A 12210-nucleotide genomic window follows, 5' to 3' on the forward strand; every position below is an offset into this window, starting at 1 on the left:
GGTTCTCCTAGGCGTACTGGCGCTCGACGTAGGCGGGGAGCGGAATGAGAGCGGTGCCTTCGACGTAGGCGGGCCAGTGGCCGGTGGCGCGGCAGGTGGCGTACAGGTGGAGGGCGCCGGCGTTCATCTGCCGGCCGACCTCGCGGGCGAAGGCGTCGATCTCGGCGACGGTCACCAGGTAGGGCGGGTTCTTCTCCTGGAAGATGAACTTGAAGGCCGCGCCCGGCGGCAGCAGGCCGAGTTCGACGGCGCCGTCCCGGTAGAACTCGGCCTGCTGGTGGTAGCCGTACTCGTGGACGGCCTTCTCCAGGTGCTGGGGGTCCACCGACCGGGAGGTCTTGTAGTCGACGATGGCGTCCGGTCGGAGCCAGTCGATACGGACCCGGCGCCACACGTCGCCGTCGGGCCAGAACAGGGACTGTTCGGCGAGCCCGCTGCCGGGAGCCAGGAGGTCGGAGGCCTCGGGGTTGGCGGCGAGGGCCTCGGCCATGTCGTTGATGCGCTGGTAGTCGGCGGGCTTGAGCGGCACCCCGCCGGCCTCCCTTATGGCTGCGACCTTGGCCTTGGTTTCGTTGGTGTCCCAGCGGTCGGCGTCGACGACGACGAGTTCGGGTCCGTTGCCGAGGACGACGGTGTGGGCTGCGGTGCCGAATTCCAGGGCCGCGGTGTGCGGCTCGGGGTTGTCGAGCCAGTGCTTGAACCTGGCGGGGCATTCGGTGGCGAGTTTGCGGGCGCCGGTGGAGGAGAGGCTGCCGCCAGGGATGGGGTCGGAGTGGTAGAGCTCGGCGGGGATGTCGTACATGCCGGGCTCGACGCCGGTGGCCTCGGTGGTCACTGTCCACCGCCCGCGGTCTCTCGCCCGATGCAGCCTTCGCATCGGTAGGTGCCGTCGTCCAGCTGCTCGAAGGGCCCGTCGGTGTCGCCACAGCGGCAGGTGATGACAGTCACTGGTCACCGCCGGCGATGCGCTGGAGGTTCGCGATGCCGTCCGGGTCGTATTCCGCAGCGATGACGGCGGCGGCGTAGTCGGGGTAGACCTCGGCGAGCTTCGCCTTGTTGACCATGTCGGCGGTGGCGAACGCGGAGATGAGGTGCTGGGTGAAGGTCCCTGCCTGGTAGCCGCCGTGGCCGTAGTGCCACAGGACGTGGTTCGCTGTCTCGGCGGGGATGGCGGGTGTGGGCTGTGGGTCCTCTGCCCCGATGGCCTTCGCGAGGAGGCTGACGGCGTGGACCCGCGCCACCTGGCTGGTGTCCGGGGTGAACGCGAGATGCAGTCGGCCTCGCTCTCCGATGGTCAGGGACTCGGAGATCGGCTCCAGTCCGTCGGCTCCGAGGCTGATGGCCCACTCGGACACGTCGGCGGCGTCGCGGATGAAGTCGTCGATCTGCTGCCGGGCTGCGAGGAACTCGATGTTGAGGAGTTGTTCCCAGGTGCGTCCACTTCCGTCGCCAGGGTTGGTGGACTGGATGTAGTCGCGGTCCATCCGGTCGGCGATCTCGCTGGGCGTGATGCCTCGGACGGCGGAGGCGACGATGCTGGATGCCGTGACGCGGAGGTCCTCGTCGGTGTACGGGCGGTCGGTCATGTGTGGGTGCTCCAGGTGGTTTGGGGCCCGCGCCGCCGGCCGGTGGCATCCGGTGGCGCGGGCGGTCTATGCGGCGTCGCCGTCCGGCTGGGCCCAGGACGGGATGTGCCTGGGGTCTGTGCTGCCGGGACTGCGGGAGAGGTGTATGACGGGGCCGGCTGCGAATCGCTGCTGGAGGCTGCGGCAGTCGAGGCCATGGGGCCACGTGGCGTCGTCGATGCCGGGCTCGACATCGCGGACCATCGGGGGCACGTCGACCGCGGTAAGTCGCGCGAGCTGGGCGCGGAGCTGACCGTTCTCGGCGCGGAGCTGATGCAGCTCTGCGGTGTCGATCGCTTCCGTGTCGAGCCGCTCCGCCAGACCATTCCGCTCGGCCTGCAGGGCTACGATCGCCGCCTTGGCCGTGTTCAGCGCACAAGCGAGGTCATCACTGGCCCGCCTCAAGCGCCGGTTCTCATCGCGAAGATCGGCCAGCGCGTCGGCTGCCCGGCGCTTCCCTGAGCCTCGCAGCCGAGACAGACTCACGGTCACGACGCTGCCTCCCTCGGCAGCGGCACCTTTCCGAGGAGCTGGCCCAGGGGGCGGTGCTTGCAGGCGCCCATGAAGCAGGGCTTCGCACGCTGCTTCCACTCGGCGAGGTCCACAACCTCGACGCGCCAGCCCTCGGCTGCCTCACGGCGCCGGTCCTTAACGCAAGGCGTGAAACGCTTGTGGGCGTCCTCGGCGAGAGGGCCCACGGCCGACACGTACACGGAGCCGTACACGCAGCCGTTGGGGCCTACGTGGATCCAGAAGCCCGTCACCAGGTCCTCCCGATTTCGCGGAGGCTGCCGGTGCGGGTGCGGATGTCGGCGGCGGGGATTGGCTGGCTGGTGGCCCCTTCGACTGCCCGGATATTCCCGTCGCCGCAGCTGATCCAGGCGCGGCTGTTGCCGTCGAGGTAGATCGGGCGCCGGTTGTCGTCCTGAGCTTCGATCGGGTCCGCGGCGAGTTGCTTGAGGATCTCGGCTGCTTCCCCGGGTTCGCCGGCCATGAGGAGGTCCAGGGCCCTTCCCGCCTCTGTGACGAGGCGGTCGTTCTCCTGCTCGAGGATGGCGGCGATCTGGCGGGCATGCTCTTGGCCGGCGGCGAGCTCGACGATGTGCTCCTGCTGGTAGCGGCCGGTGGCGGCGGCGCCGTCGGCGAAAGCCAGCAGCCACGCCAGGTCGCTCTCCCGGGCACTTTCCTTACCGGTGCGCTGCCGGATCTCGGCGAGGCGATTCGTGGTGGTCAATGTCCCCCCTTGGGGTGTTGGAGTCGTCGGCCGGCTGCGATGAGGAGCAGGCCGACGATGGTGGAGAGCGCTGCGGCGGCAGCGGCGCGGAGAATCGGGTCGCTCACTGGGCGGGCCGGCGGCGGGGCGGGTTGGCGAGCCGATACGCCTGGTGGGCGTCCTGCTCGGCGTCAACCGCCGCCCGGGCCGCCTCAACCTGGTCGGTGAGGACGGCGATCCGCACGACGAGGAGCATCAGCAGCACCGGATCGATGGCGATCGGCGGGATCACGGCCCAGCCGCCCGGTGATCACGCGGGGCAGCGTGTGCCGCCCACACGGCGTCCATCGCGGCGTTGTAAGCGGCCACCTGCTGCGGAAGCCACCCAGCCTCGTCCGTGCCGTACACACGGTGGAACTGCTGATCGGCCTCGACCAACTCGAGCTGCAGCAGGTCCGCGTCAGTCAGTACGGCCGTCTCGTAGCCAAGGAGGAGCGTCATGCCGTCACCGCCTTGCGCGTCACGGCTTTGGCATTCGCGGCCACCTTGCGGCGGGCTGCCAGCCCTTCCAGGTATCCAGCCGCTGCGGCAGTGTCGCCCTGGGCTATCAGCGACCGCACGTAGCCCTCGGTGTCCTCCCCAGGACTCGCCTTCCAGCCGGCGTGGAACGCGAGCATGAACAGGTGCGGGTCACTCGACACCTCCGCGCGCGCCTTGGCGTAGTCGATGGTGCTCATGCGGCCACCGTCTCGGTGGCGATAGCCGACAGCAGCGGCCCATAGGCGACCAGCTCCACCGTCGAACCGAGCAGGGACCCCTCAGCCTGCAGCGCGAGCGTCTGATCGAATGTCCGCGTCTCCACTGCACCGGACGGGATGCGCAGGGCCTCGCGCCACGCCTCGAAGTCGGCGAACGTGCTGTTGATGCTGTGCAGAGTCAGCTCGATCCGGTTCGTGTAGATCGCGCATAGGCTGATCGCGGCCAAAGGCAGGCCCTCGAATTCGGTGAGCAGGGCCACCAGCGCCTCGCGGACTTCCGCCTGCGCGGCCATCGTCCGAGTCGTCACGACGCCACCTCCGCAGGCTTCCGGGCAGCGGCGAGCATCGGCGTCTTCTGGAAGTCTCGAAGCGCGCCGACCAGCGTTTCGCGCCACGCGATCGGCCCATGACACTTCCGGTAGGGGTTGTGGAACCACGCGCGCTGGAATGCCTCCGCGCCGCAGTCCTGACACTGCACGAGCGGACCGATCTTCGACTGCCGACGTTCTGCGCGGAACGCCTCGACTCGCTGGTAGCTGTCCGGCCGCTCGAACTCCAGCGATCCTTCGATGACCTCGGTGTCCTTGAGCGGAATGTCCGTCCAGTCGTCGACCCAGTAGGCCAGTGCACTGTCCTCGGTCTCGGCGTCCACCCACAGGACTCGCGTGATGGTCTCGGTGACGATGATTGGGAAGCTGCGTTCTTGCAGGTCCCACGCGTCGCGGGGGGCTGTCTTCTCGAGGAGTTCCTGCATGCCCCAGTCGGGCTTGGCCGGCTTGGGGCGGGCCCACTGCGTCCCCAGGTACTCGTGCGGGCCGGAGTGCTCGAGTTCGCGGTCACATGTCCGGTAGCTGCTGTCGGGCTTCGGCTCGCCACACTTCACGCGGCACCTCCGGGAGTCCAGTTCGGGTAGTCCACTTCGGTGGACACGGGCACCTCGGGGTGCGTCACGAGGTAGAGGGAGACAGTCAGGGCCGATACCTGGCCGTCCGAGTGGAGTGCGGCCTCGCGGGCAATCGCATCGACCAGCACCTGCGGGTCAGCCGCGGGAATGGGTCGAGGAGTCGTCGGAGTCGACATCACCAACCACCGCCGATCGCGGCCTCGGCAGCCCGCAGAGCAACTGTCAAGCCGGCCAACGCTTCGTTCGTCTCGTGTCGCTCCATCTCCAGCGCCGCGACCTGCTTCTTCAGCTCGTCGCGCTCGGCCTCGGCCTTCTCCGCCCGGTTGCGCCAGCGCTGCTTGCCTGCCTTGTGGCGCTCGATGTCGCGGCGCAGTTCCGGCAGCGTGGCCCTCTCCAGGAAGGCAATGGCCTCATTATCGGCGTCGCGATCGGCACGGACCCGGTCCAGCTCCGCCAGCAGCGCGCGGATCTCGTCCTCTCGCTCCGACGACAGCGGGGCGGGGGCGTCGTCGCGCTCGGGGATGTACGGCGGGTTGGTGGCGTGCTCGCCCAGGAACTGGAGCAGCTCCGGAGTAGATAGGCGCCCGTTCGAGGTCGTCATCGCGCACCCCCGAGCCGGACGATCAGGCCCGGGTTATGAGCGGCCACGATCTTGTTGTTCTTGGCCCAGACATGCAGGTTGTGGGCCAGCGCCTCACGGTTCTTCGGCGACCGGCACAGGCCGATGTTGTACGCAGCCTCGAACGCGGCGATCTCAGCATCGAGCACGTGCTCGGGAATCCCCCGCGCGATCAGCAGTTCAACTGCCTCAGGGATAGGTTCAGGGACGGGAGTTGTGGATGATGTAGGCATGGGACTGCCCTTCCTTCAGTGGATGGTGTGGGTGGATCCCTAGGCCCCGGCTGCCGGTGACTCGCCAGAAACCGGCGGTTGGGGCCGCAAAGCCGCGTCAGGCGGCGGACTTGGCCGAGCGCCTGGTGGCCGGCTTACGCTGGGCCGAGCGGCGGGCGCGGCCCTGCGGCGTACCGCGCGTCAGCTCGTGAATGCGAGCGCGGTTCTCGCGGCTGGTAACGATGCCCCTGCCAGGACGGCTGTGGAGTTCCCCGTCAGGGTCGTTCCTGAAGATTCGGCGCAGCGTCGAGACGCCGACCTTCATGATGTAGGCGGTCTCCTGGATGGTCATGTAGTCCGCGTTGGGGTCCGCCGGCTTAACCGGCCGGTGGTAGCTCATCTGGTCGGACATGTCACCTCTGCTCATCGGGTTGGTCCTCGTCGTGTGGGGGTGTTGCGAGGAGCTGCTCGTCATCGGGCGCCAGGCCCAGTGCCGTGCGGAGCGCGGCGTAGCTTTTCGGCCGCATGCGGGTGCGGTAGCCGTTCTCGAGGTGGTTGAGGTAGCGCTCGCTTATGCCTGCGAGCCCTGCCGCCTCGCCCGTGCCGAGTCCTGCCTGCATACGGCGTGCGCGTATTGCCGCCCCGTTCACCGGGAAGGTGGGGTCGGGTCTGTGCATACACAGAAGTTAGCCCTAGTTGGCCCCAAAAGCTAGCCCTGGTTGGCCCTAATTGGCTTTTGTTGGTACTCGTTGGTACGCGTTCGAAGCTGTGAAAAGCCAGCTAGGGCCGACTTTCGGCCCTACTTAGCCCCCGTCCTGGCCGGTCCTGGCCGGTCCTGAGAGGATGGTCGCCATGACCACCCCCAAGGACCTGGCCCGCCTGGCGGCAGCAGTAAAGAGTCGCCGGCACGAGCTCGGGATTACTCGCCTCGCAGCCGCGACCGCCGCCGGCATGGCCAAGGGCACCTGGCAGCGCGTCGAAGAGGGCGCACCAGTGCGCGAAATGAACTACGCGAAGATCGAAAAGGTGCTGCGGTGGGCGAGCGGCAGCTGCATCGCCACAAGGGGCGGCGGTGAGCCCCTCCCCGTGGAACCGGGCGCAACCGAAGGCGTGCTCATCGCATCCGCCTCCCCCGAACTAGAGGCGGCGGTGTCGCAGGCCGTGCAAACCGCCAGCATCGCCGTATCCGACCACCTCACGGCCCCGGAGATCCGTGAGCTCAGCGCGCGCGTCGTGCAGGAGCTCAAGGACCGCGGTGTCCTCTAGAGTTCAAGAATTTCACTCGAAAGACGTACAACCTTTTGCGCTTCACACTTCTACGCGGTTGAAACTGCGACCACTTCGGCCCGGGGTGGTTCGTACTCGTCCGTAACGTGGCAGAGTCATAGCACACCTTGGGGGGTTCTCCCACACCCATAAAGGGGGAGCTCATGGTGCGCGGCGAACTCATCACCGTCGATTTCGGTCCAGGCTTCATAGGCTGGGCCGGCATCGGCCCTGAGAAGATCGTGTGCGTGGCGCCGACCAACATCAAGGACAACGCCCCCAGCAGGGCTAACATCCGGGAAATGGTCACGCGCCAAGGAGGAGACTGCGGAGCCTGCCGCCGCTGCCTCATAGGCAGAGGCGAGTAGGAGGCAGTCACGCGGGGGGACGACAGACGCCGGCCTGTCGGACCGCCGCGGCACACGAAGGGGGCTGGCATGCCGTATATCGAATGGCGAGGACGCAGCTGCCGAGTCCGCTGGGATACGGGACGGGTCGACCCCAAGACCGGTAACAAGATCTACGAGTCGAAGTCCAGCACCAAGTGGACCGAGGACGACGCCTACAACTATGGCCTCGACCACGAGTCAGACATCCGCAACGACCGCTACATCAGCCGACGCGACGGATCCGTCCTGATGAAGGACTACTGCCGCACCTGGCCCGACACTCTCGACGTCGGCCACCTGCGAGACAAGGCCATCCGCTCCATGATCCGGCTCTACATCGTGCCGCGGTGGGGCGAGGTTGCCGTCGGCGACATCAAGCCGTCTGCCTACCGGGCGTGGAAGAAGCAACTCAAGGCCCTGCCGAACGTGGGCGAGAAGTACGGTGAGGAGATCCTCACCGTCTTCTCCATGCTGATGGACGACGCCGTCGATGACGAGCTGCGAACGTCATCCCCCGTGCCAAAGGGCAAGCAACGGCGCCGTGGCAAGTACAAGAAGAAGCCGCGCGAGCGCAAGCGCGAGATGCGCATCGAGGACGTACATAAGCTGGCCCTCAACGCGGCGACCTTCTGGGGCCTGTCCGGGTACGTTTTCATGTGGACGATGGCCACCACTGGCATGCGGCCGGCCGAGATGTACGCGCTCCGACGCGAGTTCTGTCACCCGCACTGGCCGGCTTCCGACCCGGACCCGGACCGGCGCGAGGAAGCCATGGAGCGCTACGCGGGTGCCGACCCGATGCCGGCGCTGCGGGTGCAGTGGCAGCACCAGCGCGAGGAGGGCCAGCTGAAGCTGTTCCCTCCGAAATACGAGAGCGACCGGAACCTGGTCATCCCGCCCTTCCTCGCCGAGCTCCTCGAGATGCTGCTCGCTGGTCGCGACGGCGACGAGTGGGTCTTCCGCAGCCTCAGCGGGTCGCTCCTAGCGAACGCCAATTTCTCCTATTACTACTGGCGGCCGATAGCTGACGGCCGGGAGGCCTCGGCGGAGTTCGAGCGGACGCGGCTGGGGCAGCGGCAGACAGTCACGTCCCGCCGGCCCCTGCCGACGATGCCGGCGACTCCCTACGCGGGCAAGCGTCTGTACCTACTGCGGCACGGACATAAGGAGTGGATCGACGAAGCTGGTGGGGTGCACAGCCGGATCGCCGTGGAGTCCCGGATGGGGCACGAGGTGGCGGGCGTGGAGGGCTTGTACGCGAACGTGACGACCACGATGGAGAGGCGCATCATGGACTCGTTGCAGGTCAGGTGGCTCCGATTCGCCGCCGCGAGCAAGGAGCGTTTGTGGGAATCGTCTCCCACTCCTCTCCCACTGGACCTGGTGGACTGGATGAAGCAGCAGGTCAAAGCCGGGAAGAGCCTTGATCCAGAACCTGGTTCATGAAGTTCATCACCACCAAGAGCTTCATGCCGTTCGTCATCTACCGCGTGGCGCTCGGCCTGCTGATCTTCGCCCTGGTCGGCTTCGGTGTGCTGAGCCCGCACGCCGGCGAGTCCGGGGGCTGACCCCGGTCGAAGCCCCCAAGGCCGCTCAGCGAGCGCCTCGCCGGACCGCGCACGGTTCCGGCGGGGCGCTCCTCGCGTCTCAGGCCCGGGTCCAGCCGCGGACGTAGGCGATGTCCAACTGCGCGCGGCTGCCGGGCGCCGCGCGGTCGCCGTTGAGAGCGGCCTCGTTCTGGATGATCCAGTTCATGGGCCGGTCGGGGACGCCGGTGGTGGCGCTGCCGACGAGCTCGCCGTCGAGGAGGAAACGGACCTCGCCGGGCTTCCACTCGATGACGCTGGTGTGCCAGTCGGTCCAACGGCGGCCGGTGTCGAAGCCGACGTGAGGCCCGCAGTCGGCAGGGTGGGCGAAGGCGTGGATGGTCCCGGTCCACTCCAACTCGGGAAAGTCGATCTCACTGCACCCGTCGTTGACCGCCGGCCACAGCAGGTGGGCGCTCTTGTAGCCGGGCGCGACCCTGGAGACGCGGAAGCGTTCCTCGTAGCGGCCGTAGGTCATGCCCATGAGCTTCTTGGGCACGACCGTCGCGGAGTGGACGGGGCCGAGGATCCCGCGCCACATGCGGATGTGCATCTGCCCACCGGAGATCCACACCGTGCTGGCCGGGTCGTACCGCCCGCCGACGGGGTAGCCGCGCTGGGTGGCGGTGTCCGGCCAGCCGGCCGGGTAGGCCCACCAGTCGGCACGGGTGGCCCCGGTGAGGCCGCCGCAGTAGGCGCGCGGGGTGTCGACGTAGTGGTCACAGTCGCTGAAGGAACCGATCGGCACCGGCGTGGTGAAGTCGTCGCTGAACAGCAGCCGCCAGTCGTCCGACGTTCCGTGGGTCGGGGTGGCGGTGACGGCGGGCAGCGTCAGGGTGAGCAGGAGCAGAAGAAGACCGCGTCGGCGCGTGCGACACCTCCCTCCGGGGCGCCCGCCGCGGGGTGGTTCGGCGGAGGGGGAGGCCGATGGGAGGGAAGGGGAGGAAGCACAAGGGGAAGGGGAAAAGGGTGAGGGGGAAGACATGCTGGTCTTGTACTCGCGCCTCATTCCCGTGAGGCGCCTGTGACCGGTGAAGCGCTGGACCTTCCCTCGGTCGGCCCAAGGACGGATCCTCGTCGGAGCACGACACGGCCCGGCGGGCCGTACGGACGGTCCACCGGGCCTTCGCGGGCATCGGGGCGGGGGCCTTCGTCTCCAGGGGCGCCGCGGTCCCGCTTCCGCCGGGGTCCTACTCGCCGGCGCCCTGGGCGGTCTGCCAGTCGGCGTACCGGACCCGGGCGATCTCGCTCACCTCGCCCACCGTCCCCCACTCGTCCTTGCCGAGCCGGCTGAGCGGGCGCATGCGGCCCACCTCGGGGTGACCGTCGTTCATGACCTCCTCGGAGACCACGGCGTGCACGACCCGGCCGAAGACCACGATGCCGTCGCCCAGCCGCACGGTGCTGTGCAGCTCGCACTCCAGCGCCACCGGCGAGGCCGCCACGCGCGGGGCCTTGACCCGCAGGCTGGGCTCGCGCGCCACCCCGACCGCGTCGAACTCGCTGACGCCCCGCGGGAAGTCGGTCCCGGTCAGGTTGATCTGCTCGAAGAGGTGCTCCGGCGCCAGGTTGACGACGAACTCCCCGGTCTCCTCGATGTTGCGCAGCGAGTCCTTGCGCCCCACGGAGGTGAACTGCACCACGGGCGGAGCCACGGAGGAGATGGTGAAGAAGGAGTGGGGTGCCAGGTTGTCGGTGCCGTCCGCAGAAGTGCTGGAGACCCAGGCGATGGGACGGGGCACCACGGTCGCCGTGAGCAGCCGGTAGAAGCTGTGGCGGTCGGTGCGGGCGGGATCGAAGTCGATACGCATGCTGCACAGTATCCACAGCGGTCGCGATCGCCCCAGGGCGGACCAGGGTCGGACCAGCGGGGTCGGACCAGGTCGGACCAGGTCGACCACCGGGATCGGTCGGGCCGCGGTCGGACCGGCCGAGCTCGCTCGGTCCGGGGGCGGCGCGCGCCGGTCTCGCCCGCACCCTGGGCGTGATCGCCCTGTTGATCCACACTGGTGCTCAGGGGCAGCACGAGGGAGGCGCGGCGTGCGGGAGTCGGTCGGCCGAGGGGATCGCCGGAGGCGCTGGCTCGCCGACCGGTGGCTGCGCGGTGGGGCCGCGCTCCTGGCGGGGGCGCTGCCCGCGCTGGCGTTCCCCGAACCGTCGCTGTGGTGGCCGGCCTACGGCGCGCTGGTGCCGTGGCTGCTCCTGGTGCGCGTGGCCGAGACGGGGCGGCGGGCGGCGCTGGACGGCTGGCTGGGCGGCGCCGGCTTCATGCTCGCCATGCACCACTGGCTGCTGCCGAGCCTCCATGTCTTCCTCTTCGTCCTGGCCGCGCTGCTGGGGTTGCTGTGGGCGCCCTGGGGCTGGCTGGTGCGCCGGCTGCTGGGCGGCGTACCGGGGCCGGGCCGGGTGGCGGCGGCGCTGGTGCTGGTGCCGTCCGGCTGGCTGCTGGTGGAGCTCGTGCGGTCCTGGGAGTACCTGGGCGGGCCCTGGGGGCTGCTCGGCGCCAGCCAGTGGCAGGTGGCCCCCGCGCTGCGGGTGGCCTCCGTCGGCGGGGTGTGGCTGCTGAGCCTGCTGATCGTGGCGGTGAACACGGCGCTCGCCGCGCTGATCGCCGTCCCCGCGCCGCGCACCGCCGCCGTGGCCGTCACCGGTGTCGCGGTGTGCGGGGCGACGGTGGGCTCGGTGTGGCTCTGGGCGCCGGTGCCCGAGCGCGCCGGGACGATGCGGGTGGCGGTGGTGCAGCCGGGGGTGATCCCGCCGTACCAGCAGCGCTTCGACCGCGGCGCCGAGCTGACCCGGGGGCTTGCCGGGCGTGATCTGGACCTGGTCGTCTGGGGCGAGAGCAGCGTCGGCCACGATCTGGTGACCCGGCCCGACCTCCAGCGGCGGCTGGCCGGTCTCTCCCGTGAGGTGGGGGCGGAGCTGCTGGTGAACGTGGACGCGCGCCGTTCCGACCGGCCCGGGATCTTCAAGAGCTCGGTGCTGGTGGGGCCGGCCGGGGCGACCGGCCAGCGCTACGACAAGATGCGCCTGGTGCCGTTCGGCGAGTACGTCCCGTTCCGCTCGCTCCTCGGCTGGGCCACCTCGGTGGGCAAGGCGGCGAACGAGGACCGCCGGCGCGGCGAGGCGCCGACGGTGATGACGCTCCCCGGCGGGCTGCGGCTGGGGCCGCTGGTCTGCTTCGAGTCGGCGTTCCCCGACATGAGCCGGCGACTGGCGCGGGACGGCGCCCAACTGCTCATCGCGCAGTCGGCGACCTCCACCTTCCAGGACAGCTGGGCGCCCGAGCAGCACGCCTCACTCGCCGCGCTGCGCTCCGCCGAGACCTGGCGGCCGATGGTGCACGCCACGCTCACCGGCCAGAGCGCGGTGTTCGGGCCGCGCGGCGAACCGGTCGGCGAGCGGTTGGGCACCGACCGCAGCGCGGCCGCCGTCTACACCGTCCCGCTCGCCCGTGGCTCCAGCCCCTATCTCCGGTTCGGCGACTGGCCGGTGCACGGGGCGCTCATCGCCGTGGGCGTGTTCTGCGCGGCGGAGGGGGCACGGGCCCTCCGGCGGCGCCCCCGCCCCTAGCCCGCGCCCCGTACGCGCACCTCTGCCGCGCCGTCCCTCCGCCCGGTGCGCGTACCTCTGCCGCG

Annotated in this window: 18 protein-coding genes and 2 pseudogenes; 5 read left to right on the plus strand and 15 right to left on the minus strand. The window is 69.5% G+C overall.

Annotated features, from left to right (window positions below; all coding sequences use genetic code 11):
• Positions 1-7: 7 nt before the first annotated feature.
• Positions 8-835 (minus strand): PD-(D/E)XK nuclease-like domain-containing protein, encoded by an 828-nt coding sequence (locus CD790_RS26050; RefSeq protein WP_260867889.1) that lies wholly within the window; start codon positions 833-835, stop codon positions 8-10.
• Between the two features lie 109 nt (positions 836-944).
• Complete coding sequence (locus CD790_RS26055; RefSeq protein ID WP_144385783.1) at positions 945-1586, minus strand: hypothetical protein; 642 nt, start codon at positions 1584-1586, stop codon at positions 945-947.
• A gap of 141 nt (positions 1587-1727) precedes the next feature.
• Here CD790_RS26055 and CD790_RS26060 point away from each other — a divergent pair, with 141 nt between their 5' ends.
• Positions 1728-2087 carry a hypothetical protein gene (locus CD790_RS26060; RefSeq protein ID WP_144385784.1) on the plus strand — a complete coding sequence of 120 codons (360 nt, stop codon included), beginning with the start codon at positions 1728-1730 and terminating at the stop codon, positions 2085-2087.
• 26 nt (positions 2088-2113) lie between these two features.
• On the opposite strand, the gene CD790_RS26065 is transcribed toward CD790_RS26060, so the two are convergent.
• The 11 genes from CD790_RS26065 to CD790_RS26110 form a co-directional block, all read right to left on the minus strand.
• Positions 2114-2389 (minus strand): hypothetical protein, encoded by a 276-nt coding sequence (locus tag CD790_RS26065; protein WP_144385785.1) that lies wholly within the window; start codon positions 2387-2389, stop codon positions 2114-2116.
• Entirely contained in the window at positions 2386-2859 is a 474-nt protein-coding gene (locus CD790_RS26070) for a hypothetical protein (RefSeq protein ID WP_144385786.1), read from the minus strand. Before CD790_RS26070 ends, CD790_RS26065 begins: the two co-directional genes overlap by 4 nt.
• A 103-nt stretch (positions 2860-2962) precedes the next feature.
• Positions 2963-3130 carry a hypothetical protein gene (locus tag CD790_RS34855; protein WP_186319239.1) on the minus strand — a complete coding sequence of 56 codons (168 nt, stop codon included), beginning with the start codon at positions 3128-3130 and terminating at the stop codon, positions 2963-2965.
• On the minus strand, positions 3127-3339 hold the full coding sequence (locus CD790_RS26075; protein ID WP_144385787.1) for a hypothetical protein: 213 nt from the start codon (positions 3337-3339) through the stop codon (positions 3127-3129). Before CD790_RS26075 ends, CD790_RS34855 begins: the two co-directional genes overlap by 4 nt.
• Entirely contained in the window at positions 3336-3575 is a 240-nt protein-coding gene (locus CD790_RS26080) for a hypothetical protein (protein WP_144385788.1), read from the minus strand. The genes CD790_RS26075 and CD790_RS26080 overlap by 4 nt, the downstream gene beginning before the upstream one ends.
• Positions 3572-3904 (minus strand): hypothetical protein, encoded by a 333-nt coding sequence (locus CD790_RS26085; RefSeq protein WP_144385789.1) that lies wholly within the window; start codon positions 3902-3904, stop codon positions 3572-3574. Before CD790_RS26085 ends, CD790_RS26080 begins: the two co-directional genes overlap by 4 nt.
• Positions 3901-4479 carry a hypothetical protein gene (locus CD790_RS26090; RefSeq protein WP_144385790.1) on the minus strand — a complete coding sequence of 193 codons (579 nt, stop codon included), beginning with the start codon at positions 4477-4479 and terminating at the stop codon, positions 3901-3903. The genes CD790_RS26085 and CD790_RS26090 overlap by 4 nt, the downstream gene beginning before the upstream one ends.
• 196 nt (positions 4480-4675) lie before the next feature.
• Positions 4676-5101, minus strand: coding sequence for a hypothetical protein (locus CD790_RS26095; protein ID WP_144385791.1), 426 nt, complete (start codon positions 5099-5101; stop codon positions 4676-4678).
• The gene (locus CD790_RS26100) at positions 5098-5352 is read right to left on the minus strand and encodes a hypothetical protein (protein ID WP_144385792.1); all 255 of its coding nucleotides are present in this window, start codon (positions 5350-5352) and stop codon (positions 5098-5100) included. Before CD790_RS26100 ends, CD790_RS26095 begins: the two co-directional genes overlap by 4 nt.
• Positions 5353-5449: 97 nt before the next feature.
• Positions 5450-5743, minus strand: coding sequence for a DNA-binding protein (locus CD790_RS26105; protein ID WP_260867890.1), 294 nt, complete (start codon positions 5741-5743; stop codon positions 5450-5452).
• A gap of 1 nt (position 5744) precedes the next feature.
• On the minus strand, positions 5745-6008 hold the full coding sequence (locus tag CD790_RS26110; protein WP_144385794.1) for a helix-turn-helix transcriptional regulator: 264 nt from the start codon (positions 6006-6008) through the stop codon (positions 5745-5747).
• A 175-nt stretch (positions 6009-6183) separates the two neighbouring features.
• Between CD790_RS26110 and CD790_RS26115 the strand changes: the two genes are divergently transcribed.
• The 3 genes and pseudogenes from CD790_RS26115 to CD790_RS26125 form a co-directional block, all read left to right on the plus strand.
• Positions 6184-6597 (plus strand): hypothetical protein, encoded by a 414-nt coding sequence (locus CD790_RS26115; protein WP_144385795.1) that lies wholly within the window; start codon positions 6184-6186, stop codon positions 6595-6597.
• Between the two features lie 437 nt (positions 6598-7034).
• Positions 7035-8432 carry an integrase gene (locus CD790_RS26120; protein ID WP_144385796.1) on the plus strand — a complete coding sequence of 466 codons (1398 nt, stop codon included), beginning with the start codon at positions 7035-7037 and terminating at the stop codon, positions 8430-8432.
• A pseudogene (locus CD790_RS26125) lies at positions 8423-8554 on the plus strand (undecaprenyl-diphosphatase); the annotation flags it as partial. The gene CD790_RS26120 and the pseudogene CD790_RS26125, both read left to right, overlap by 10 nt.
• A 79-nt stretch (positions 8555-8633) precedes the next feature.
• Here CD790_RS26125 and CD790_RS26130 read toward each other — a convergent pair.
• Together CD790_RS26130 and CD790_RS26135 are read right to left on the minus strand one after the other, a co-directional pair.
• Positions 8634-9320 (minus strand): glycoside hydrolase family 16 protein, encoded by a 687-nt coding sequence (locus CD790_RS26130; protein WP_186319240.1) that lies wholly within the window; start codon positions 9318-9320, stop codon positions 8634-8636.
• Positions 9321-9762: 442 nt separating this feature from the next.
• On the minus strand, positions 9763-10383 hold the full coding sequence (locus tag CD790_RS26135) for a flavin reductase family protein (protein WP_144385799.1): 621 nt from the start codon (positions 10381-10383) through the stop codon (positions 9763-9765).
• Positions 10384-10612: 229 nt separating this feature from the next.
• Here CD790_RS26135 and lnt point away from each other — a divergent pair.
• A pseudogene (lnt, locus tag CD790_RS26140) lies at positions 10613-12182 on the plus strand (apolipoprotein N-acyltransferase); the annotation flags it as partial.
• Positions 12183-12210: the final 28 nt, after the last annotated feature.

The sequence above is a fragment of the Streptomyces sp. SAJ15 genome (assembly GCF_007595705.1).
Taxonomy (GTDB): Bacteria; Actinomycetota; Actinomycetes; order Streptomycetales; family Streptomycetaceae; genus Streptomyces.